This is a genomic window from Streptomyces sp. NPDC093801, assembly GCF_040701585.1.
Lineage (GTDB): Bacteria > Actinomycetota > Actinomycetes > Streptomycetales > Streptomycetaceae > Streptomyces.
The window spans coordinates 1-24,063 of record NZ_JBFBDP010000064.1 but is presented as its reverse complement, the minus strand read 5'-3'; the positions used below and the strand labels follow the sequence as shown (position 1 = coordinate 24,063).

The 24,063-nt window shown below is 67.3% G+C and carries 15 protein-coding genes and 2 pseudogenes; 8 read left to right on the top strand and 9 right to left on the bottom strand.

What is annotated here, in order from left to right; all coding sequences use genetic code 11:
* Window positions 1-143: 143 nt before the first annotated feature.
* Together AB0469_RS39630 and AB0469_RS39625 are read right to left on the bottom strand one after the other, a co-directional pair.
* Window positions 144-440 carry a hypothetical protein gene (locus AB0469_RS39630; RefSeq protein ID WP_366456465.1) on the bottom strand — a complete coding sequence of 99 codons (297 nt, stop codon included), beginning with the start codon at window positions 438-440 and terminating at the stop codon, window positions 144-146.
* 335 nt (window positions 441-775) lie between these two features.
* Entirely contained in the window at window positions 776-3,874 is a 3,099-nt protein-coding gene (locus AB0469_RS39625) for an FG-GAP-like repeat-containing protein (protein ID WP_366456464.1), read from the bottom strand.
* A gap of 469 nt (window positions 3,875-4,343) precedes the next feature.
* On the opposite strand from AB0469_RS39625, the gene AB0469_RS39620 reads away from it, so the two are divergent.
* Window positions 4,344-11,822, top strand: a complete 7,479-nt coding sequence (locus AB0469_RS39620; protein WP_366456463.1) for a ricin-type beta-trefoil lectin domain protein — start codon at window positions 4,344-4,346, stop codon at window positions 11,820-11,822.
* A gap of 28 nt (window positions 11,823-11,850) precedes the next feature.
* Window positions 11,851-12,324: a hypothetical protein gene (locus tag AB0469_RS39615; protein WP_366456462.1), complete on the top strand. Its 474-nt coding sequence runs from the start codon at window positions 11,851-11,853 to the stop codon at window positions 12,322-12,324.
* Between the two features lie 94 nt (window positions 12,325-12,418).
* On the opposite strand, the gene AB0469_RS39610 is transcribed toward AB0469_RS39615, so the two are convergent.
* The 5 genes from AB0469_RS39610 to AB0469_RS39590 form a co-directional block, all read right to left on the bottom strand.
* Entirely contained in the window at window positions 12,419-13,711 is a 1,293-nt protein-coding gene (locus tag AB0469_RS39610; RefSeq protein WP_366456461.1) for a tyrosine-type recombinase/integrase, read from the bottom strand.
* Window positions 13,711-13,890: a helix-turn-helix domain-containing protein gene (locus AB0469_RS39605; RefSeq protein ID WP_366456460.1), complete on the bottom strand. Its 180-nt coding sequence runs from the start codon at window positions 13,888-13,890 to the stop codon at window positions 13,711-13,713. The genes AB0469_RS39610 and AB0469_RS39605 overlap by 1 nt, the downstream gene beginning before the upstream one ends.
* Window positions 13,883-15,247 carry a replication initiator gene (locus AB0469_RS39600; protein WP_366456459.1) on the bottom strand — a complete coding sequence of 455 codons (1,365 nt, stop codon included), beginning with the start codon at window positions 15,245-15,247 and terminating at the stop codon, window positions 13,883-13,885. Before AB0469_RS39600 ends, AB0469_RS39605 begins: the two co-directional genes overlap by 8 nt.
* Window positions 15,248-15,413: 166 nt before the next feature.
* Window positions 15,414-16,751, bottom strand: a complete 1,338-nt coding sequence (locus AB0469_RS39595) for an FtsK/SpoIIIE domain-containing protein (protein ID WP_366456458.1) — start codon at window positions 16,749-16,751, stop codon at window positions 15,414-15,416.
* A gap of 2 nt (window positions 16,752-16,753) precedes the next feature.
* Window positions 16,754-17,083, bottom strand: coding sequence for a hypothetical protein (locus AB0469_RS39590; protein WP_366456456.1), 330 nt, complete (start codon window positions 17,081-17,083; stop codon window positions 16,754-16,756).
* Window positions 17,084-17,285: 202 nt separating this feature from the next.
* Between AB0469_RS39590 and AB0469_RS39585 the strand changes: the two genes are divergently transcribed.
* The 6 genes from AB0469_RS39585 to AB0469_RS39560 all read left to right on the top strand — a co-directional run bounded on the left by AB0469_RS39585 (window position 17,286) and on the right by AB0469_RS39560 (window position 23,021).
* A complete protein-coding gene (locus AB0469_RS39585) occupies window positions 17,286-18,179 on the top strand; it encodes a GntR family transcriptional regulator (RefSeq protein ID WP_366456455.1) in 894 nt (297 codons plus the stop codon).
* A gap of 111 nt (window positions 18,180-18,290) precedes the next feature.
* On the top strand, window positions 18,291-19,517 hold the full coding sequence (locus tag AB0469_RS39580; RefSeq protein WP_366456454.1) for a helix-turn-helix domain-containing protein: 1,227 nt from the start codon (window positions 18,291-18,293) through the stop codon (window positions 19,515-19,517).
* A 179-nt stretch (window positions 19,518-19,696) separates the two neighbouring features.
* Window positions 19,697-20,032 (top strand): hypothetical protein, encoded by a 336-nt coding sequence (locus AB0469_RS39575; RefSeq protein WP_366456453.1) that lies wholly within the window; start codon window positions 19,697-19,699, stop codon window positions 20,030-20,032.
* A gap of 1,211 nt (window positions 20,033-21,243) precedes the next feature.
* Window positions 21,244-21,621 (top strand): hypothetical protein, encoded by a 378-nt coding sequence (locus AB0469_RS39570; RefSeq protein WP_366456452.1) that lies wholly within the window; start codon window positions 21,244-21,246, stop codon window positions 21,619-21,621.
* A gap of 188 nt (window positions 21,622-21,809) precedes the next feature.
* Window positions 21,810-22,574 (top strand): transposase family protein, encoded by a 765-nt coding sequence (locus AB0469_RS39565; RefSeq protein ID WP_366456451.1) that lies wholly within the window; start codon window positions 21,810-21,812, stop codon window positions 22,572-22,574.
* Window positions 22,575-22,628: 54 nt separating this feature from the next.
* The gene (locus AB0469_RS39560) at window positions 22,629-23,021 is read left to right on the top strand and encodes a hypothetical protein (protein ID WP_366456450.1); all 393 of its coding nucleotides are present in this window, start codon (window positions 22,629-22,631) and stop codon (window positions 23,019-23,021) included.
* A 245-nt stretch (window positions 23,022-23,266) separates the two neighbouring features.
* On the opposite strand, the pseudogene AB0469_RS39555 reads toward AB0469_RS39560, so the two are convergent.
* Window positions 23,267-23,559: pseudogene (locus AB0469_RS39555) on the bottom strand (integrase core domain-containing protein); the annotation flags it as partial.
* 31 nt (window positions 23,560-23,590) lie between these two features.
* Window positions 23,591-23,878, bottom strand: a pseudogene (locus AB0469_RS39550) (IS30 family transposase); the annotation flags it as partial.
* Window positions 23,879-24,063 lie beyond the last annotated feature (185 nt).

The following is a 24,063-nucleotide window of genomic DNA, read 5'->3' as shown; positions in this document are numbered from 1 at the left end:
AGCCCCACGACACGAACCCGGGAAGACCGTGAAACGAGCCGAAACCCTCACCGAACACATCCGCCTGAAACAGCAGCGAGGATAAAGATCAAGCTCAGTGCGGGCGGGGCCGGCGGCGGAGTGCTGCGGCCGCAGGAGAATGGTCAGCCCTTGACCAGGTTGTAGATGAGACCTGCGACGAGGATGTATGCCAGGTATGAGCCGAGTGCCACGCCCAGCATCGCCAGGGCCTTGAACGGCGTCCGGAAGTGCTTGCGGGCGAGGGAGAGGTTCGCGAAGAGGCCCGCTGCCCCGAGTGCGCCGCCTATGGCTCCGCCGATCGGCAGCAGAAGGATCGGCGCGATCGAAAGCACCAGCTGCCACCAGGTGAGCCCCCGGAACCTGGCCCATGGGTCGGGCTTGTCGAGCGTGTTCTTTCCGAGGTCGGGGATCTGCTTCATGGGCGGGTTTCCTTCGTTCTTGTCGTCGTGGTCGTGGTTGATCGTCAGGATGCGAGGGCTTGCCTGCCGGGCAACGGCGCGCCGACAACGGTTTGCGCACGCTGTCAACGGTCGACAGGGCCTCCTGCGGCCGAACCCGGTCTCGCCTGAGAGTTCTGGGCGAGGGGGTGAGGGAGGGGCCAGGATGGGAGCGAGTCGCCGGAAACCGGCGACTCGCTCCCTCGCCCGCATGGGCCACAGCCGCGGCAGGGCGAGTGGTCAGCGGCACCGTTCGCCGACCCGCCACGTGGGGGCCTGGTGGTTTCAGTGCCAGGGTGTGCGCTGCCTGCGGAGGGTTATCCGAGGGTGCGGGCGGTGTTCCAGTCGTCTTCCTCTACGCGCCAGCCGTTGGCGATGGCGGTGCGGCCTCCGTAGTAGAGGTGGAGGGTGCCGTCGTTGCGGGTGAGGTAGAGGTCGGGGATTCCGTCTCCGTTGACGTCGGGGGTGCCTCGCAGGAGGGGCCAGGTGGTGCTGTCCCATCCGGTGGTGCCGTAGGTGAGGTCCTTGCCGTCGGCGGAGTTGACGGCGAGGGCGATGGAGTTGATGTCGACGCCGCCGTTCGTGCCGGGCTTGCCTCGGCGCAGGGCCAGGCCGCGGTCGGGGGTGGAGTCGTCGCGGTAGACGAGGTCGGGGACGCCATCGCCGGTGACGTCGCGGACGTTGATGATGTCGCGCTTGGTCCAGCTGGTGGCGGAAAGCTGGCGGGCTTCGGTGATGGAGGCGCCGCTGTAGCCGGTCAGGGCCCAGAAGGTGTCCCCCGCCGTGGCGAAGATGTCCTCGAAGCCGTCTCCGTTGACGTCCTGGACGGCCACGATCTGGGAGAGCGTGGCGGGGTCGGGCGCGCCGGCGGGAAGGAGGATTTCGGTGCGGCGGCTGATGTCGAAGCGGCCGTTGCCGTCGCCCTGGTAGACGTAGAGCCTGCCGTCGGGCATGCGGGCGATGAGGTCGGTGATGCCGTCGCCGGGGTACCAGTCGCTGGAGTGCGCGATCAGCGCGTCCTTGAAGTAGCCGGCGGGTGCGGGCTTGCCGTTGTCGGTGGCGGCGGGCATCCACGCGTCGACGTCACCGACGGCGTCGGCGGGGTAGACGCGCAGGTCGCCCTTTCCGTCGACGGCGAGGATATCCGCCTTGCCGTCGCCGGTGACATCGCCGGCGCCGTCGAGGCCGGGGCGGGGGCGGACGTAGAAGGTGTAGATGAACGGGCTGGAGACGTTCCCGGACTTGGTGACGATCCGGACGTAGAACAGGTTCGGTCCGGCGTTGTCGGGGTTCACGTCGACCGTGACGGTGTCCTGGCCTGCGGCCGGGGCCGTCTTCTGGTCGTAGACGGGGTGGTTCAGCGACCACTGGAACTCGCGGATGTCCGCCGGATTCGTACCGCCCGCGATGACGGTGATCTTGCCCGGCCCGAGGGTGTTCTTGCTCCACTCCGCGCCGTCCGGGCCGGGGGCGGGGAAGTCGTCGGAGCGGATGGTGGGGGCGGTGGGCTGGGTGTGGTCGATCGTGAACGTGCACGGCTTGTCCGTACCCGCGGGCCCGGCCGCCGAGGAGGATCCGTCCCAGTCACTGGCGGTCGCCGTCCACGCGTAGGAGGCGTTCGCGGCGAACGACTCCCAGGGGATGGTGGTGCGGGCTACGCCGTAGCTGTCGGGCCAGATCCACTGGTCGAAGACAACCTGGTTGTCGGCAGTGCGCCAGACCTTGAACTGGATCTGCTTGAGGTTGCCGTCGCCGTCGTGGCCCTGGACCTCGAACATGACGTCGGACTTGCCGACCTTGTTGAACGGCGCGTCCGTCACGCACACGCCGCCGGGGACGGTGTCCATGCCGGCCTGGGTGGGCTCGTCGGGGGCCTTGTTGTACTCGACCTCGATGTAGGGGGCGCTCTCACCGTTGGCCTGGAACTTCTTCCAGAAGTTCGCGTCGCTCTCGTTCGGGGAACGCAGGCCCAGGGTCAGGTTCTGCCAGGCACCGCGGGCGCCTTCCTCGACCTTCGACTTGATGTCGATGCCCACCCACGCGTCGGGGCAGGAGCTGTTGTAGCCGTAGCCGGTGGACGCGCCGGCGATGCGGTTGCCCCAGAACCCGGCGTTGTCGGTGTTGTTCCACGTGCTGGAGCTGGTGATCAGCGGCGTGTGGTAGACGTCGAAGGCTCGCGCGGTGCAGCCCCAGGAGTAGGTCTGCAGCATCCGCAGGTTCGCCGTGCGGATCTGGGAGCCGTAGAGCTGGCTGCCGAAGTCGAAGATGAACGCGGCGCGCGAGGTGCCGCCTGAGGTGGACTCGTAGCCGACGCGGGCCTCGGGGGTGCCGCTGCCACTGTTGTAGTTCTGCCCGTTCCAGAAACTGGAGGAGCCCTCGGTCTTGTAGAAGGTGGTCCAGTTCTGCTTGTGGCCCTTGAAGGAGGGGTCGATGAAGACCGGATAGACCGTGTCGCCATCGTTCAGCAACTGCGTGCTGGGGGTGACCGTCAGGACGTTCTCCCCGCTCAGCGCGGCGGAGGCGGACTTCGCGTGGTTGCCCTCGGCTCCGTTCAGCCCGGGCAGGGCGAGCGTGGGATGGTCCTTGGCCTCGGGCGCCGGGGCCGGGACGGGCTCGCCCTCGGTGATGGCGACCTTGCCAGCGGAGTCCCACATGAAGGGGGTGGGCGAGCCCGCGATCTCCTCGCCCTGGGCGTCCTGGGCGCTGACGGCGCGGGAGGCCTCGTCGAGGTGGAAGGTGAGATCTGGGGAGGAGAGGCGGTAGTTGAGCTGTCCGAGGAGGGGGTCGGCGGCGGCCTGCTTGTCCTTCACGACCAGGACATGGGTGTAGCCGCCGTCCTGGGCGGTCAGTACCAGGTCGATTCCCGGGCGGACGTTCTCGTACAGGGCCCGGGGACCGGAGATGACGGGCTCGGGCAGCAGCCCCGGCCAGGCAACGGTCAGGTCGTGACCGTCGAGGTTCAGACGGACGAGGTCACTCCAGACGGGCTGAGGGGTGTCGGCCTTCGCAACGGCAGGCTGGACGAGGGCCACACGCGAAGCACCGCGTGATGCCCGGCTACCGTCACCGGCTGCTGGCGCCTTGGTGCCCGCGCTGAAGACGACCTTCCCGTTGACGGCCTTCGGCGCGAAGCCGCCGTCCACCCGCTGAAGGGTGGTGTCGATCGGCTTCCAGTCGTTGCCGACCTTGGCCCGGGTCGCCAGGCTGGACACCCGCAGCTTGAACGTGCCGCCGGGCTGCGCCCAGGTGCTGGTGTACGCGGACGCCTCGGCCGTGACCTCGACCTCCTTGCCGCTCTCCCGAGCCAGGCGACGGGCGTCGGTTGCGCCGACCGGCCCCTTCGCCGTCGCAGGCCTGGCCTGCACCGGCTTACGGGTCTCGTCCTTGTTCAGGACGACGGGCATGGCGACGGCCACGGCGAGGAGGGCCGCGAGACCACCCCACGCCCGGCGTCGCCGATACCAGGAAGCCTTGGCAACTCGCCCTTTCTCAGGGCTCTTTGGTGAATCTCCCGGTCCGGGTTCGATTCTGGACACGCTAGTTCTTCTCCCCCCTCGGGCACGCGATTCCGCAACCCCGGGTGCTCGCAAACGAAAATGGCCCGGCAGCCGGGCATCGCGAATACCGGCTCCCCACCCGGACGTTCGCGCATGGAATGTGCGAGCAGAGCATGACGCATTCCACAGACATCGTCACCTGCAAGAATGTCGGAACTAGGTCCGAAATACCCCTTTCGTCGCGACGTACGTGGGCGGTAAGTGATCAATCCCACATCATGATCGTTCCTATGGATTTCCTGTGCGCTGGACCACAGAATCAGCGCACCATTTATCAGTTTCCTGCCACACGTGTGTCTTCACCGTGGGCAGAGCGTGGGGGGTCCACATGTCGCCGTTCTCGGCGCATAATTTCCGCCTGCCCGGAAACAGAAGAGCGCGCGCGAAACGCGCGCGCCTCGCCGGGCGTACCAGCATCACCATGTCCGTGATGCTGGTGGCGACGATGCTTCCTGCCCAGGTCTGGGCAGCATCGCCAGGAGACCGCAGCGGCGTACAGCTGCCCGGTCTTCAGCAGGACATCAAGGCCAAGCTCGACCAGGTCGAGGCGGCCAAGTTGGAGGGCTGGGCAGGCGCCCCCGTCCAGTCGCCGCCCGAATACGAACCGTCCAAGGTGGCGCCGCCGGTCGGTGGCACCGAGCCCGTCACGCTGACGGGTGAGCAGCTGGTGCAGGCGGGCGCTCTGCCGGTGAGCATCGGCAAGGCATCGCCGACTCCGGAGAACCCGGCTCCGCCGACGCCCTCCGGTACCTGGTCGGTGTCGGTCGAGACGCGCACCAAGACCGAGGCGGCCAATGTCGACGGGGCACTCATCAAGGTGACGCCGCCCGCAGAGGGCTCGACCCCGGTCGACGTCCAGCTGGACTACAAGAAGTTCAAGGACCTCTACGGCACCGAGTGGGCCACCCGCCTCAAGCTCAAGCAGCTCCCCGAGTGCTTCCTGACCACCCCGGATCTCCCGGAGTGCTCGGTGTCCAAGGACGTCCCGAGCACCAACGACCCGGCCACGGGCACCGTCCGCGCGACCATCGACCCCGCCACCGCCCCCAGCCAGGGCATGCGAACCATGGCCGGCGGCAGTGGCGGACCGACGGTCCTGGCAGCGTCCGACGGGGCCTCCGGCGCGGGCGGGACGTACACCGCGACGCCCTTGGCCCCGTCCGGAAGCTGGAGTGCCGGCGGCAGCGGCGGCGGCTTCTCATGGGGCTACCCGCTGACGATGCCTCCCGCGCCCGCAGGGCCGGCTCCGACGGTCGCGTTCTCGTACGCGTCGCAGTCGGTCGACGGCAAGACGTCCGTGGCCAATGGCCAGGCGTCCTGGATCGGTGACGGCTGGGGCTACGAGCCCGGGTTCATCGAGCGCCGCTACCGTTCCTGCTCCCAGGACCGGAATGCCTCCCCGAGCGCCCCGAACAACGACAACGCCACCGACAAGAAGAAGAGCGACCTGTGCTGGGCCGGCGACAGCGTGGTGATGTCTCTCGGCGGGAACACGACCGAACTGGTCCACGACGCCACATCAGGACAGTGGATTCCCGCCAGTGACGACGGCGCGCGCGTCGAGCGGAAGACGGACGCCACAGTCGCCAACGGAGCCAAGGACGGCGAGTACTGGCTCGTCACCACCCGCGACGGAACCCGCTACTTCTTCGGCCGCCACGATGTGGACGGGGCCGGCAACAGGGCCGTCACCAACTCGGTCTTCACCGTCCCCGTTTTCGGCAACCACCCGGGCGAGCCGTGCCACCAGGCCGCCTTCGCGGATTCCTCCTGTACTCAGGCATGGCGCTGGAACCTGGACTACGTCGAGGACGTCAACGGCAACGCCATGGTCATCGACTGGGCCAAGGAGACCAACTACTACGCCAAGAACGAGAAGACTGCGGCGAAGGTCTCCTATGACCGCGCGGGGTACCCCACCCAGATCAGCTACGGTCTGCGCAACGACAACCTCTCCGGCCCGCCGGCCGCGAAGGTCGAGTTCACCGTCGCCGAACGCTGCATCAAGGAAGGCACCACTGAGTGCTCGAACGCTGAGTTCGAGGGGAACAACTACGGTGCCAAGCAGCCCTGGTGGGACACCCCCTCCACGCTGAACTGCAAGGCGGACGCCAAGGACTGCTACGTCTCCTCCCCGACCTTCTGGACGCGCAAGCGGCTGACCTCCGTCACCACCAAGGCGCAGCGCACCCCGGGTTCCACGGACCTGTCGCTCGTCGACCGGTGGAACCTGGCGCAGTCGTTCCCGAGGCAGCGCACGGACACGCACCCGCCGCTGTGGCTGGAGTCCATCACCCGCACCGGCTACGGGACGACGAAGGACGCGGCAGGGAATCAGCAGAGCACCTCGCTGCCTCCGGTTTCCTTCCTCCCCAATGTCCAGGACATGCCGAATCGGATCGCTTCCGGGCCCGCCGACGCTACTCCCGACTTCGACCGTCTCCGTGTGGAAACCATCCGCAACGAGACCGGCGGCGAGATGGTGGTCTCCTACTCCGCGCCCTGCCCGGTAGGCGGCACCCATCCGAAGCCGGAGGAGAACACCTCCCGCTGCTTCCCGGTGCACTGGTCCCCTGACGACGATCTCGAGAACCCGCCGCTGACGTGGTTCAACAAGTACGTCGTGGACAAGGTCACCGAGAAGGACCGGGTGGCCCGGCAGCCCGACGTCACCACCAGCTACACCTACGAGGGCGACGCCGCCTGGGCCAAGGACAACGACGAGTTCTCCAAGCCCGAAATGCGCACCTACAACCAATGGCGCGGCTATGCCAGTGTCCTCGTGAACACGGGCGTCACCGCCAACACGGGCAAGCCCGAGGCCACGGAACAGTCCCAGACCCGCACGCGCTTCTTCAGGGGCATGTCCGGCGACGCGGGCCGTCCCAAGATCACGATGAAGGACTCCACCGGCACCGAGGACCTCGGCGAGGACCTGCCCCAGCTCCAAGGCATCGCAGCCGAGACGATCACGTACCTCCAGGCGGGCGGCCCCGTCGCCTCCCGTGAGCTGATTTGGCCGTGGAGCCAGAAGACCGCATCGCGGACCCGGGACGGAACCACACCGCTGGAGGCGTTCCGCTCCGGCACGCTGCGCACCGACTCGATCACACCGATCAGCGGCGGCAAGACCCGCGTCGTGCGGTCCCGGAACACCTACGGCAGCACGTATGGCCTCCTGGAAACGACCCAGGTCGAGGCCCTCACCTCAAACGGTGCGGGCTGGGACACGACCGAGTCCAGCTGCACCGTCACCACCTACGTCCACAATACCGACAAGAACCTCGTCGGACTCGCACAGCGAGTGCGTACGACTGCGGGCGACTGCACCAAGACGGCCACCGGCGTGGTCTTCTCCGACGCGCGCACGTCGTACGACGCCCAGAACGCCTTCGGGACGGCGCCCACCAAGGGCCTTCCCGTCCAGGTCGACACCAACGACGCGGCCGGCACCGGCTGGATCACCGCCAGCCGCACCGAATACGACGCGCTCGGTCGCCGCACCAAGGCGCTCGACGCAGCGGGCAACGCCACCACGACGAGTTACAGTCCGCCAACGGGCCCCGCCTTCAGCGCCACCGCCACGAACCCCCTCGGCCACACGGGAACGTCCAAGGTCGACCCGGGCCGCGGCAGTGCCCTCGAAGTGGCGGACGCCAACAACCGCAAGCTGACCCGGACATACGACAACCTGGGGCGCGTCACCCAGGTCTGGACAGCGTCCCAGGACCCGGCCAAGGACAAGGCCGCGTACAAGTTCGCCTACCAGATCTCCGAACACGAAGCCCCCGTCGTCACCAGCAGTGCCCTGCGGGACAACGGGATGTACGAGTCCACCGTCGCCATCTACGACGGCCTCCTGCGCCCGCGCCAGACCCAGAAGGAAGCCCTCGGAGGCGGCCGCATCGTCGGCGACACCCTCTACAACGCCAACGGGGCGGTGCGACGCACCAACAACAGCTACTACGCGGAGGGCAACCCTCAGGGAAAGGTCTTCGTCCCGGAATCGAACTTCCAGGTCCCGAACTCGACTGCCACGGCCTACGACGGCCTCGGGCGAGTCCTGCGCGCCACCACCAACTACGGCGACCCCTCGATACCCGCGACTGCCACCGTCAACGAGTACGCCGCCGACTGGACACTCACCCGCACCGGGATGTCCGCTGACGCCGTACCAGCCCCGCTGCCCGGCAGCAGCACCGTCAAGACCACAACCGACGCGTTCGGCCGGACGACGCTGCTTCAGCGTGCCGTCACTCTCACCAGCCCCATGACCTGGAGGGACACCACGTACGAATACGACGTGCGCGGCAAGCTCTCCAAGGTCACGGATCCCGCAGGCAACAACTGGACGTACGCGTACGACGCCCGCGGCCGCCAGATCGGATCGACTGACCCGGACGCCGGTCCCAACTCTGCCGGATTCGACAACCTCGACCGGCAGATCTGGACGAAGGATTCCAGCGGCCGCGCGCAGTACAGCGTGCTCGACGCTCTCGGCCGTGTGACGGAGCTCCGCGACAACGCCGCCGACGGTCCGCTCGTCGCCTCGTGGACGTACGACTCCCTGCCCGGTGCCAAGGGCCGGCCCGTCGCCTCCACCCGCTACGAGGGCGGGGCCGCCTACAGCAGCGAGGTCACCGGATACGACGCCGAGTACCGGCCGACCGGATCGAAGATCACAATTCCGGACGTCCCGGCGGCCAAGGGCCTGGCCGGCACGTACACCTACAGCACCACCTACACCCCGACGGGCAAGGTCCAGTCAACCACCCTCCCCGCCACGCCGGGCGGTCTGGCGGCGGAGAAGCTGGTCACCCGCTACAACGCCGACGGCATGCCGCAGAGCGTGTCGGGCCTGTCCTGGTACACCGCCGACGTCAAGTACAGCCCCTTCGGCGAGGTCCTGCGCACCGCGTCCGGCAACGCCCCGAACCGGGTGTGGACCACCACGCAGTACAACCCGAACACTGGGAACGTCACCCACCGGATCAGCGACCGGGAAACCGGACCCAACCGGATCAGCGACGTCTCCTACGGCTACGACCCGGTCGGCAACATCACCTCCATCACCGACTCCCAGCCCGGCGGCCGCGAGGACCGCCAGTGCTTCGCTTTCGACCCGATGGGCCAGCTCTCCAAGGCCTGGACCGGCAAGACCGCGGCCTGCACCGGCCCCACCCTGTCGGACGTCACGGCGGGTCCCGACGGCGACGGCTTCTGGCAGGAATACCAGTTCGACACCATCGGCAACCGCACCAAGCTGATCAACCACGACCTCACCAACCCGGCACTGGACGACGAGACCACCTACACCTACGGCGTCACCATCGCCGGCGGCGCCCAGCCCCCAGTGAAGACCCAGCCCCACGCCCTGGCAAAGGCCGAGAAGACCACCCGCAACCCGGGCTCCACGGTCACCTCGCTCACCGACTACACCTACGACGCATCCGGCAACACCAAGAGCCGGCGCATCGACGGCGACACCCAGACCCTGAACTGGGACCGCCGGAACAAGCTGACCTCCGCCAGCAGCCCCGGCATCGGAGCCGTCTCCGTCATCGGCGCCTCCGGCAAGTGCATCGACGTCGAATCCGGCAATACCGCCGACGGCACCCCAGTGCAGATCTACCCCTGCAACGAATCCAAGGCCCAGCAGTGGCGCCTGACCGGCGACACCGTCCGCGCGCTGGACAAGTGCCTGACCACCAGCGGGACCAAGCTGGTCCTGGCCACCTGTGACGGCAGCGACAAGCAGAAGTTCGTCTACCGCGCGAGCGACAAGTCGCTGAACAACCCGGCCACCAACCAGTGCGTCGACGTCCCCAACAACGCCAACGACGGCAGTGACCTCCAGTTGTGGTCCTGCAACGCAACCGGTCCGCAGCAGTTCACCTTCGACAACACGACCACCTACATCTACGACGCCTTCGGGAACCGACTCATCGAGGAGACCGGCAGCTCCCGTACACTCTCCCTCGGCGAAGCCGAGATCACCGTCAACAAGGCCGGCCAGGCCCTCGACGCCGTCCGCTACTACGCCGGCCCTGGCGCCACCACCGTCCGCCGCACCAGCGGAAAGGCAACCAACCACCAGCTCAGCGTCCAGCTCGCCGACCACCACGGCACCGCCACTACCACCGTCGACCTCGCGGCAGGCCAAAACATCACCCGCCGCAAGTCCGACCCGTACGGCAACCCCCGAGGCGCCCAGCCGGGCAACTGGCCCGGCAACCGAGGGTTCCTCGGCAGCGGCGTCGACGACACCAACACGGGACTGACCCACATCGGCGCCCGCGAATACGAGCCCGCCACGGGCCGCTTCATTTCAGTGGATCCCCTCATCAACATCGCGGATCCGCTGCAGATGAACGGGTACACATACGCCAACGGCAACCCCATCAACCAGACCGACCCGTCCGGACTCTGCAGCGGCCACGACCCGGACGCGAGCTGCAGAGGGTTTGTACCGGGCAAGCAGTACGTCCTACCGGACAACCCGGCACGACCGCAAAGCGCTGGCACTACGTACGTCCGCACCCATTGGAATGCCTCCTCGTTTTCCGCCGGCCCCTCCCGCACCGCAGCACCCGCTGTCGTAAAGAAGAGCGGGAAGTCCGTCGTCATACACAACGTCTACGTACCCACTCACGAAGAACTGATCGCCCAGCACAAGTGGGCCAGCTCCGATCACACCTGGTCTGAGGACCTTCAGACGTGGACGCGTATGCAGTGCTCCCCGCCGTCCATGACCAAGGACAAGGCCGCGTTCTGTGATACCGCCGGCCAGATAGGGATGATGGGCACTACCGAAGATGCCGACATCCTCGAACTGGTCGGACTCCGCAGTGCGTACGACTGCGCTGTTGAAGGTGACGGCGGAGCATGCAAGGACGCTGCCGAAGAGGCAGCCATCGATGCGGGAATCACCCTGCTGTCGATAGGCATCGGAAAGGCAGCCAAGGTCGGCTTCAAGATCCTCAAGCAAGGGTTGAAGAAGGGCGACACAAGAGCCATCGAGTGCCTTACAGAAATGGCTGCCAATAGTTTCCTTGCCGGCACCCTGGTAAAGCTAGCGAATGGCGAAACCAAGCAGATCGAGGACCTCGAAAATGGAGACGAGGTGCTTGCCACAGACCCCGAAACTGGCGAAACGAGCGCCCAGCCGGTAGTCGCCTCCATCGTCACGGAGACAGACAAGCAATACGTCGAACTGACACTTGAATCGAATGGGGCAACTTCCTCAATAGTCTCCACCGTGCATCATCCGTTCTGGTCGGACACAACGGCATCGTGGCTGGACGCCGCCGACTTGCGCCCCGGAATGACGCTCCGCACCGACCAAGACGCGTCGGCCACAGTGGCGGCCAGTCGCCGCTTTGATGCCCACCAGCGCACCTACAATCTGACCGTTGCCCGACTCCACACGTACTATGTACTCGCTGGCAACACGCCGATCTTGGTCCACAATTCCGGAATTTGCGGGAAGACGGCCCTTGAGAACGGGGACTGGCAGCACATTCTGGACCGTCACAGGCCTGGTGGGGCGTTGGTTGACGACGAGGCGGGGATCTTCACGGGGAAGGAAAAGGTGGTGCGTCAGAGGATCGCTGACACCATCAATCGAGGAACCCCGAAGCCGAATACGCCGGACCCTGTCACTGGCGCGCCCCGGCCTGGTCAGATTTACGAATGGGACTTCGGTACCACTGTCGGCAAGGCCGGCTCGGCTAATGGAGGCGGAGACCTGACCAGTATTCGCGTGATTGTGAATGACGGGCAAGTCGTGACTGCCTTCCCGTACTAGGCGAGTGAAGTTCCCGCGAGGAGAAAACATGATTGATCTTTCCTTCTCCCTTCCGGAGTCTGCCTCGCCCTGGCGTAGGACCTGGGATGGGGCCAAGCAGGGCGATCCTGCGGGCATTGCGGAGATTGACCTTCGCTACAAGTACTTCGGGGTCAACGTCGAGATGGTCGTGGACGACGTGGAGATCATTTCGAAGAGGAGATTTGTGACGCTCGTGGATCTGGCGCTGTCTCTTCGTGGTGTGGCCGAGCGGATCTCCCGTGGGGAGGATGCTGCATTCGGCTTCACGGAGAGCGAGGAGGTCATTAGCCTTCGCCAGGCTGGCGACAGCATCTCGGTGAGCTCATCGAAAAAGCCGGGGCAGGCGTCGGTGGCTCGTGGAGAGCTACTGGAGAAGATCTCGGGGTTTCTTCAATCGGCGCACTCGCAGCTGGTTGAAGAGATCCCAGAATTGGATGAGAATCCGGTTGTCCGGAGAATCATCTCAGGCTCCGAGCTGTAATTTCGGCCCGTAGTAGATCGCCAACGGCAGAAGCCCCGCTGAAGATCATCAGCGGGGCTTCTGGGTGTCTTGACGGCAACGGTTGACGGCAACGTCAGCGGACGGGTACTGCACAAAGCGGCGGATCGTCGCCATCGTTGGGCTCGGCCGTGGCGTCAGCGGGGTGGCGAAGGGCGTTGCTGAGGGTGTCGATGGCTTGTCGCTGGAGGCGGAGTCGGACGTGGGCGTACACCGTGGCGGTGACGCCGATGTGGGCGTGGCCGAGGAGTTCCTTGATTACGACGAGTTCGACGCCCTGCTCCAGGAGCAGGGTCGCTGCCGAGTGTCGGAGGTCATGGAACCGGATACGACGTAGCCCGGCCCGACGAAGCAGGGCGGTGAAGTGCCGGGTGAGCGTGGCTCCTTCGATCGGGGCACCGTCGGGCCGGGTGAAGACGTAGCCGCTGTTCTGCCAGGCGTCGCCCGCCGCTTCGCGTTCCTGGCGCTGCTTATCGCGGTGCAATGTGAGTGAGCGCAGGCACGGGGTGGGCAGCGCAATGCGCCGCTCGGAGCTGTGGGTCTTCGTCGGAAGGGCGGTCAGGCCGCCGGTGTTGGTGCGCTGGAGAGTGCGGCGGATGCTGGCGGTGCCGCTGGCCAGGTCGAGGTCCTCCCAGCGCAGGCCGAGGAGTTCGCCCTTGCGCAGGCCGGTGTGCAGGGCGAGCTCGAACAGCGCGTGCAGGCGGTGCCCGCGTGTGGCGGCGAGGAACTGTCGCGCCTCCGCTGCGGTCAGCGGCTCGAAGCGGCGGGGTCGGGGTGTGCCCATGCGGACGTTCCGGGCGACGTTGCGGGGGATCTCCTCCTCTCGGACGGCGTGCTCCAGCGCGGACTTGAGCACGGAGTGGACGTAGGCGAGGGTCAGCGCGGACAGCCGCTTGCCGCAGCACGTGCCGACCGCGCAGCAGCGCTGCTGCTTGTCGAGGCCGCGTGCGCAGCACTGGCAGCGGGTGCGGAGCTGGTCGAGCCAGGTACGGACGTCCTTGGCGGTGAGTTTGGCGAGCTTCTTCCGCCCGAGGCCGGGTATCAGGTAGAGCCGCACGCAGGCGGTGTAGCGGGTGTGGGTGTTCTCGCGGAGGCGGTGGACGGCGACGGTCTCCAGCCAGTACGTCAGGTAGGCGCCGACGGTGCCCTGCGCGGAGGGTGCGGGGACACCGCGGTTGCTGGTGGCGATCTTCTCGGTGAGTTTGGCGGTGGCTTCGGCGCGGGTGTTGCCGTAGACGCGGACGCGCTTGCGGGTGTTGCCGGGTGCGAGGACATAGCCGGCGGCTTCCCAGCGGCCATCCTTGCGCTGGTAGATGGTGCCGTCGCCGTTGGCGCGGGTCTTGCGGGTGGTGGGGCGTGGCGTGGTCATCAGGCTGCCTCTTCGAGGTGGTGGATGTAGTCGGTGAGGGTCCGGGCGGGGATGCGTCGGGCGCGGCCGATGGTGACGGAGGCGAGGCGGCGGGTGCGGATGAGGTCGTAGATGGTGGAGCGGCTGATCTTGAGCCGGGCCATGACCTCGGGGACGGTGAGGAGTTCGTCGTCACGCACCGGAGGCCACCTCCGTCTGCTTGACGGGCGGAGCAACAGCGGCGGCGAGCCGGGCGAGTTCGGGGGTGAGGCCGATGCCGGAGAACGCCCAGTGGGAGAGGACAAGCGTCGAGGTCTGGTCGGGTCCGGTTGCCGGGGGTGCGGCCTGTGCGCGCTGCCAGTCGGCGCGTGCCTGCCGGAGCTCGGCAAGAGTGGTGGAGTATGTGCGGGTCTTGGTGGAGAAGTGGCCCCGGAAGCCGAGCATGTGTGCCCAGGCCCGCAGCTTGAGGCCGGCGAGCTCGGGGCGTGCACCGAGATCCCAGGCGGTGCGGATCATCTTCTCGGCGTGGACGGGGATGTCCCACTGAGCGAGTTCGCCGATCAGCCGGAGGCGCCGGTCGAGGGTTCCGGCGGCTCCTTCGGCTCCCTTGGTCGCGTACTTGGCGATGTACGCGGCGACCGCCCGTTCGGTGATCTGGCCACCGTTGTCGAAGTCGGCGGTCCGGATCGGCCGTATGTCGAGTTGGCTGCCGAACGCGAAGGTGGTTGTCTCGCCGCTGAGTTCCGGCCCGACGACGGCAGTCCGGGCAGCGGCAGCGCGTATTGCGTCGGTCAGCAGGTCGACGGTGGCCCAGGTGGGTGGGAGGGACGTGTTGCCTTCCGGTCCGTCGAGGCGGATGACGGCGTGGAAGTGAACGAGGCCGCGTCGCTGGTACTCGGCGACCTTGGCGTACGACACCTTGACGGCCGAGGACAGCTTGCGCTGGGCCACTCCGGCGAGGCGGGCGACCTCCCGTCGCAGGTTGAGCATGAAGCGCGACCACAGGGCCGGGGCGTGGGCGTTCCAGAGCACCGCACCCTGGTAGTCGTAGCGGTCAGGGGCGAGCGGGGAGCCGAGGAGCGGGTCGTCGTCGGCGTGGGTCTGGCCGCAGCGGCAGCGGCGGGCGGCGTTCGAGCTGCCGGTGAGCCGGTTGTGGACCGGGCCGAAGGACGGCGCGGTGAAGGTCGCGAAGACGCGAGGGTGGCGGCCGACGGTTTCCGGGACGGTCTTGCCGCCGCGCAGGCCGGCGGTGATGAGCTGGTAGGTGTCCTGGCGGTAGACCTCGGCGCAGGACGGGCAGCGGGTGGCACGGCGGTTGCCGCAGCGGACGAGCAGGCAGCCGGCGGGCATCTCGGTGGAGTCGAGGTGGCGGAGGATCAGGCCGGTGGCGGTGTCGACCTCGGTCCGGTGGCCGTCGAGGCGGACCGGGCGGGAGCACCCTCCGAGTGTGGTGAGCTGGCGGACCAGGCTGGGGAGCTTGCCGAGGGAGCCGAGCGAGGCCACATCCTGCGAAGACAGGGGAGGAGCGGTCGGGGCGTCGGGGGTGGGGAACGTCATGAGGGCATGACCCTTCTGCGCCACGGCGCGGGCGTGCGGCGCCGGAGGTAGTGGAGGGGAGGGCCCCGGCAGGGGCGGAGGATGGAGGTCACGCCCCTGCCGGGATGGGGTCTGCGGTCGGCGGAGGCCCGCCGGGATCTGGAGCGGAGACGGAGAGCGGCGCGCATCAGGCGGCCTTCACGAACTCGGTGCGGGTGGGCAGGTCACGGACCTGGAGTCCGGCGTGGCAGATGGCGTCGCTGATCTGCCAGCACGCCTCGGTGGACAGGTAGACCGAGCGCATTCGCACGGGGGTGCGCATGTCGCCGATGGAGGCGATGGAGACGCCCTGCGGCATCTCACGGTCGGCGGCGCTGACCTCCAGCTCCCGGCCGTCGGGGAACAGGTGGAGGAAGTCCTCGACGGTGTCGACCCGGTGACAGATACGGGCCGAGAGGTTGGTCCGCATCGCCGTGGACAGCACGTCGGCGGAGGGCTTCTGCGTGATCAGCCACAACCGGACGCCGAACTTGGCGCCCTGGCTGGCGATGGCCAGCAACTGGGCCTCGAACCGTTCGCGGGCCTTGCGGTCGGAGTGGCGGGTGTAGTTGGCGACCTCGTCGATCACCACCACCAGGAGCGGCAGCTCCTCGCTGAACGCGGTGATCCGGTCGGTCCTGGCGGACCAGAACAGCTTCTCTCGGCGGTCCATCTCCTCCCGGACCCAGGCGAGGACGTCTGACGCCTCGTCCGGATGCACGGAGGCGGAGACCTTGTGGGCCGTGCGCCACCAAGGGGCGGCTGCCGCGAGGTTGGGGTCGATCACGAGCAGCCGCACGTCCCGCATCAGGGACGCGTAGGCGAGGAGCGTGTTGACGGTGATCGACTTGCCCGACCGGGTGACCCCGGCGATGAGGCCGTGGGCGCTCTTGGCGAGGTTGAGGCGGATGCGTTGCCCGTCCTCGTCCCAGCCGAACAGGACATCGTCGGCGGTGGTGAGCGAGCCGGGTTCGACGGCGAGTGAGCCGTCGGCTCGGAACAGCGACGAGGGCATCAGGGTGTCGAGTGGTTCGCGGCGGAACCCGCGTGCGGTGATCTGGCCGGGCTTGGGCTGGGTGATCTTGACTCGGGTCATGCCCCAGCCGTTGCGCAGGTCGTCGGCGGCGTCCTGCCAGGCTTCGAGGCCGACGCGCGGCAGGGTGGTGGCGGTGACGGTGACGCCGAACTCGTCGGCCTTGGTGGTGATCCGGGGGATGCGGATCTTCGGCTTGATCGGCTTTCCGTCGGTGTTCAGGTGCTCCAGGCCGGTCGGGGTGGAGTCCTTGACGGCGAGTTCGGCCATCGGCGCGAGGCGCTTCCAGGTGCTTCGGATGCGGCGGGCCTGGCCGAGGCTGATCCGGGTCTCGGCGTCGGCCCGCAACCAGCGCACCGAGACGAAGAGCATCCGCCCCAGCAGCAGGGCCGTGGCCGGGACGAGCAGCCAGAGCAGGGTGTCGGGCGATATGTACGGAGTGGTCGTCTGCATCGTCAGGCCGCCTTCCCGGTGATGGCGGCAGCGCGGAACGCGATGCCGTGGCGGGCCTGGCCGTTGAAGTTGTTCTCCCACGGGGTGGCGACGAGGCCGGTGAAGGCGACGAGAGCGCCGGGCTTGGTGCCCTTGGCGAGACCGGTCTCCGGGACGGTGACGGAGATCATCTCGGCGCGGCCGTCGAGGACGAACATCACGTCCGCAACGAGCAGCTTCGCGCCGGTCTCCTTGTCGAGGGCGATCTCGCCGGTCTGGAAGTCCTTCACCTTGTCGCGGACGACGCCGAGCATCGCGGTGGCGGCGGTGGTGTCGACGGGGATGTTGCGCATGTGTTCCTCCCGGAACGGATGGGGTTTCTGTGGCCGCTGGTGCGATCACGTGCCGGAACATTAGCACGCTCCATCCGACCCCATCCAAGTCCATCCCTATCCGGGCGGTTTCCACCCCATCCATGGCTGACTACCCTGGTGACCGGCGGATGCGGTTGGCACCGTTCCGCCTTCAACCCGCACACCCGACAGAGGGGGACTGGTGTCCCAGCCCGATGGCCTTCGCCTGACCTTCGAGCGCATCGCCGACGACCTGAAGCAGCAGATCAGGGACAACGCCCTGCGGCCCGGACAGCTGCTGCCCTCACAGAGCCAGCTCATGAAGACCTACAAGGCGTCGAGCCTGACCGTGCAGAAAGCCATGGCCCTGCTGCGGGAGCAGGGTTGGGCGGTCTCGAAACCCGGCAAGGGCACCTTCGTCAGCCAGACCGTGGACCTGGAGCGCGCCTACCAGACGATCAGCGCAGACCTAGAGCGCCAGATCCGCGCTGGCGACCTCGCCCCCGGGACCAAACTGCCCGCAAGCGAAAGCCTCGCCGAGCAGTACGGAGCACCCGTAACGGCGGTGGACGCGGCAATCCGCAAACTCCTCGACGAGCGGTGGCTCGCCCGCGACGAGTCCGGCGGCACGTCGGATGTCTTCGTGCAGAGTGCGGACGACCCGACGATGGCGTCCCGCCTCGCCTACGAGCAGCTGGCGAAGAAGATCGCAGACGGGACGCTCCAGGAGGGGACTGAGCTCACCGATGAGCAGGTTGCCGACATGCTCGGCATCGACGAGCAGGCCGCACACCATGCGCTCGTCCTTCTGCTGGTCGAGGGCAAGGGCACGCGTATCCGTCGCGGCGTCCCCGCCGAGACGGGCGGCATGGCGGTCGTGGAGGCCGTGGCCGTCGGCCAGCTCTCGGCGGTCCCGGGCGCGCTGGAGACCTACAGCGGCCCGTCTCCGGAGGAGCTGATGACGCGCCAGCGCATCCAGCACCTGGCCGACGTCCTGGAGGATGCGCTGGAGCAGATCGAGGAGATGCGCGAGCGCATCGAAGCCCTGGAGGCCGGCGCCAAGCCGAAGAAGACCATGACGCGGAAAACCGGCTGAACCCAACGAGCAGGATCACCCGGTCGGTTACGGTCGCCCGCTGTTCACACGGGGGCCTTGGCGGGCGGCGTACCGTTGGCGAGGAACGAAGACGCAGGTGCGGGGGTGGCCATGGCGGAGAGCATCGGGGACCGGATCGGGCGGTTGCGCCGACGCCGAGGCATGACGCAGGAGCAGCTGGCGGAGGCGTCCGGGGTGTCGGTGGCGACCATCCGAAAGTTGGAGCGCAACGACCGCGAGAGCGCCCGCATGGGCACCTTGCGTCAGCTCGCCCAGGCGTTGGGCGTGAAGACGACGGATCTGATGCAGACCGGCCCGATTGAGGCCCCGGTCGCCCCGGAGGTCGACCCGGCCGGGATTCTGGCGATCCGTCGGGTGATCACACCCGCCAGGGGCCTGGGCCGAGTGGCCCACGCTGATGACGCTCACGACGCCCCGACCATCACCGGGGTCCGCGCGTCGGTGCGCGAGGGTAACCGCCTCTACCAGGGTGACGACTACGCGGCCACGCTGGGAGCGCTGCCGAGCGTGCTGACCGAGGCCGCCCAGGTCGCCGAACTGGCAGAGGGCGAGGCCAGGTTGGCGGCGCTGGAGGTGCAGGCGCAGGCGTACCAGCTGGCGGGCTCCACGCTGATCCACCTTCGGCATGACGATCTCGCCTACCAGGCGCTGAACCGGGCCATCGACCTGGCCGAGCGCAGCGGCAACCAGGTCCTCGGGGCGTCCGCGGTGGTCTCGCTGTGCTGGCTGCTACTTCGCCAACGCCGCTTCGACGAGGCCGAAGACGTGGCCGTCGCCACGGCGGACGCCATCGAGCCGTCCTTCCGGCACTCCACCGCCAGCCACCTCGGCACGTGGGGCTGGCTGCTGCTGCGAGGATCGGCAGCGGCCGTACGCAACAACCGCACCCCGGAGGCGGACGAGATGATCCGGCAGGCCAAGGCCGCCGCCGTCCTAGTCGGCCGGGACGTGATCGACTACCACGAGTACTGGACGACCTTCGGCCCCAACACGGTGGCCATGAAGGAGGTCGAGAACGCCATGGTCCTGCGCGAGTACGGCAAGGCCCTCCAGCTCTCCGGACAGGTCACCGCCCCCGCCCGCTCCACCTCCAACAACCGCAACCGCCACCTGCTCGACCTCGCAGCCGCCCACACCGAGCAGCGCGACCACGCGCCGGCCACCGAGATCCTGATGGGCATCAAGCAGGCCGCCCCCGAGTGGCTGCGCTACCAGCGATACGCCCGCGACATCGCCACCACCCTCGTCACCCGCCGCAAGCGCGGCCTGTCCCCACAGCTCGTCGAACTCGCCGACTTCCTGGCCGTCGAACTCTGACCAGCCCGGCAGAGACACCATGTATCAGATCCACATCGGGCGGCAGACGAACTGACCCCGCACGTTCCTGGGCCACCCGACGGCGACGCCCGACGATCTCAGTAACCGCACGAACGGCACGGACCGACACAGCATCACCAACGGTCCCGCGCCGAGCCGAACTGAGATGGGACGAAGAGATGACCAAGCCCGCGAAGCCCACCGCCGTCGTCTACCTGTGCACCGCCAAGGACGAGCCCGTCGTCACCCGCCAGGCGATGTGCGAGCGGATCGCCCGCGAGTCGGGCCTGCACCTCGCGGGCGTCATCCACGACGACGAAGGCGCCACCGAACCCGACCAGCGCCGAGGACTCACCTACGCCCTGCAGATGCTCCTCGACGGCGACGCCGACACCATCATCGTCCCCACCGGCGAGATGATCTCCGTCCTGCCCGACGAGAAGGCCCGAGTCAGCCGCTCCGTGAGGAAGGCCGGCGGCCGAATCATCGTGGCCAGCGAAGTGAGCGCCCGATAGCTCAGCCCGGCTCCGTCCTCGCACAAGGCTGCCGCGTCGGGGCGTAGGGAGAGGGCCTCTCGGCCATCGGCTGTGCCACAGTCCAGCGCGGACACAGCCAGTCCAGTGAACAGCGGTGGTGGGCAGGCCGGTTCAACAGTTCAGCAAGGCGCGGCCCCGGTGGTGGAGTGCGTCGAAACTTTCCTTACGGGTTCAAGGCGGCCCGCTTGCGCGGGCCGCGCGCGCCCGCAGGCCGAGCCGCCCCGCGCTTCCTGTCTACGCCCCACCGCGCGACGGCCCGGCCACCTGCGCGCGCAAAAGCGGAGAAAGGGCCGGGCAGGGCCCGGTGGCGGCCTGGCAGCAGGCCAACGATGGGGCCAGCCAGGGAAGGCGGGATCAGCCAGCATCCGAGCCGCGTCTCCGGGTTGGTGCTGACCGGGAGGGCCGACGGGCTCGCCGTCGGCAGGGTGGCCCAGCACTGACGCACCATGGCGGGGCTCGGTGCTCGGGCGCGGGGCGGGCGGCGAAGCGTGCTCTACCCACCTACCCGGGCCGGGGCCCGCGTCGGACAAGGCCAGGGGGCCACTCGGGCCAATTGCGGGCAGGCCCAAAGCCTGCCCGAGATCGCGGGCAAGCTTACGGCCCCCTGACCATGCCCGACCCCAACCCGGGCAGGACACCGGCCAAAGCCCGCTCCACCGCCCTTTCACCGCCACCCACCACAACCCCCAGTGGTGTAGACCTCTGACGGCAACGCTGACGGCAACAGGGCCGGACAGCAACGCACTTCCACGCACCTCGGCGTACCGGTAGATTGCCGCTCACCTGCGAAAACGCAGTCGGGAAGGGGTCGCCTATCACACGTACTATGTACTGGCGGGCGGGACTCCGGTGCTCGTTCACAATTCGGATTGCGGTGAGCATAACGTTCCAGGACTCCCGCGGAATAAGTCGAAGATCACCAACGGGCCCGGCGACTGCAGAGAGTGTGCCGAGAAGATTCGCGACAGCCTTGGAGGGGGCGATATTCACAGGTTTGAGCCGTCGCCGTTCCCCAACTTTGGCCCCTACCAAGGGCAGCCCCAGTCGTGGACACATCACTACGCGGTAGTGAAGGATGGTCGCGTCTATGATGCCTTCACCCCAAGAGGTGGGGTAACAATCGATGAGTACAAGGGAATGTGGGAGTACGGTGACGACATCAACTTCGGCTTCTAGGTCAAGGTGTGCCCATGATCTCCGGTGACCTCCTTGCAAGAGTGCAGGCCAGGCCCGAACGCTTCGGCTTGGACGGCTCGTATCGCTCGATGGCGACATTCCTGATCGGCTTCGATCTCGGTAACAGTGGCGGCATCTTGAGGGGGTTCAATGAATGGCTGGTGGTGAAGCTTGGCCATGCGACGAGCCTCGGCTGGAGCTCCCTGGTTCTGCAGATGGAATTCCCGTGTGGAGAAGTTCGAACTGCCGACGGGTTGAGCTCATCGCAGGAACGCCGAGCTGTTGATCGCCTTTTTTCTCTACTTTCGGAATTTGCTACTGTTCGCGAATCCCCGATGGCTCTGGCTGAGATCTATTCCAGATATTTGGCCTTGCAAGAACTAGGTGAATGACCCGCACGGCGGCCCCATCGGATTTTTTCCGGTGGGGCCGTTCGGGCGTTTGACGGTACCGTCTCCGGCAACAGGCACTGAGCGTTTTCCAACCTGGTGTCCGTGATGGCCAGTTGGGCTGACAGCGCAGTGAAGTCCCTGGTAGATGGGTTTTCGACCAAGAGAACCGTCTCCACCAGAGGCTTCACATGCTTGTCTACCCGTCGGGGATCGACCTGTCGAGTTCCGCTCTGCGCTTCCTGTCCGCCCGGCTGCGTGCCCATCGCCTCGAGCGTGGCACCCGCTGGCGGCGGCTGACCACGGGCCGCCAGGTCCTGTTGGCCCTGGCCCACCTGCGGTGCGGGCACACCTATGCCCAGCTTGCGGCCGGCTTTGGCGTAGGCACCACCACCGCCTACCGATACATCGCCGAGGCCGTCGAGGTCCTGGCCGCGCTCGCCCCGGACCTGGCGAGTGCGGTCAAGACCGCGTCCCGCAAGGCGTTCGTGATCCTGGACGGGACGCTGCTGGCGATCGACCGGATCGCCGCCGCCCGCCCGTTCTATTCCGGGAAGCACAAGAAGCACGGCATGAATGTGCAGGTCCTCGCCGACCCGTTCGGCCGCCTGCTGTGGGCCTCGCCCGCTCTGCCCGGTGCCGTCCACGACATCAAGGCGGCCCGCAGCCACGGCATCATCGATGCCCTTACCGACGTCGGCCTGGCCTGCTGGGCAGACAAGGGCTACCAGGGCGCCGACGGCACCGTCCGAGTGCCCTTCCGCGGCCGGTGGGAGCGACTGTCCGCAGGTCAGCAAGCCGTCAACATCGCACACGCACGCATCCGGGCCCTGGGCGAGCAGGCCATGGCAACCCTGAAGACCTGGCGCCTGCTACGCAGACTCCGCTGCAGCACCAATCGCAGCACCAGGCTCGTCCTTGCCATCCTCACCCTGCACCTGAACTGCACAGACTGACGTTGGCAGTTGTCCTCCTTCACCATGCCTCGACCTGAGGATAGAAAAGGCTCCATGAGCTTCGACATCTTCGTGTGCCGGTTCGAGAACGGTGAGCCGACGCCGTTGGACATGAGTGCTGCGCACGAGGTCCTCGACCCCTATGTGGTGGCACGGGACCCCCAGACGAACTTCCTGCAGGTCCGTACGGCGGAAAGAGAGGAGGCGGGTGTGTTCTTCTCCAGCCCGGACAGCATCACCTTCAACCACTTCGGAGGCGACGGAATCATGGACCTCCTGGCCGTCCTGCTGCGCCGGCTGGATGCCGTGCTCGTCGTCCCGGGAGGACCAACCATGATTCAGCTAGACGAGGACCGCGACCTTCTGCCTGCCGCTCTCAGGGACGAGTGGCCCGTCGTCGTGGCTCGCACCGGCGCGGAGATCGATCGGGCGATCCGGGCTTCCTGAACGAACAGACGAAGGATCCACCTCTGGTACGGACCATCGGGAACGGCCTCGTGAAGACCCACTCTCGTCCTTCACCACTCCCCGACCTGAGGTTGAAAAAAGGCTCAGTGAGTCGTCCGTTCCGGAATCGAAGACGATCCAGTAGTCGTCGGTGTCCTTGAGGGCGCATGCCTGGAGGCTGTGGTGGTCGCCGACGGGGTAGAGGATGTCAACTGAGGTTGATCCCGGGGAGTGGACACCGGGTTTCATGCGATGAGTGACAGCGTACGTGACGTGATCAGTTGTTGTTCGAACTCGGCTGGTGTGCGGTAGCCGAGTGCTGAGTGGCGGCGGCGCTGGTTGTAGTAGGAGAGCCAGCGGAACAGCTCGAGTCGGGTATGTGCCTTTGAGGTCCAGGGCGTCCGTGGAGCAATTCGCGCTTGAGGCCCTGGAAGAACGACTCGGCGAGGGCGTTGTCGTAGCTCGAGCCGACCCGGCCCATGCTGCGGCGGGTGCCGTGCCGGCGGCAGACGTCGGTGAAGGCGGCCGCGTTGTATTGACCAGGTTCAACCAGTGGATGCAACACCGGCTTATTTCATCGATAGTAGATGGTCGTTGAGGGCTTCGGCGGGTGTCTTCCAACCGAGGCTCTTCCTGGGCCGACTGTTGAGCGTGGCAGCGACCGCCTCGACATCCTCAGCCGCCCATCGAGAAAGGTCGGTTCCCTTCGGGAAGTACTGGCGCAGCAGGCCGTTCGTGTTCTCGTTGGTGCCGCGCTGCCAGGGGCTGTGCGGGTCGGCGAAGTAGACCGGGATGCTGGTCTCGATCGTGAACTGGGCGTGTGCCGAAAGTTCCTTGCCGCGGTCCCAGGTCAGTGAGCCCTTTCAGGGTGCCCACTGATCGAGTGACCCAGGCCGAGTCGGGATGAGGACCGCAACGCACAAGGCTCCCGCGCCGTTGAGGGAGGTGTTCGAAGTCTCAACCCATCGGCACAGGAGCCCTGTTGGTTCCCCATCCTGCCGCACTCGACCTGCCTCATGCTCTGGTCGAGTGGGTATCCATG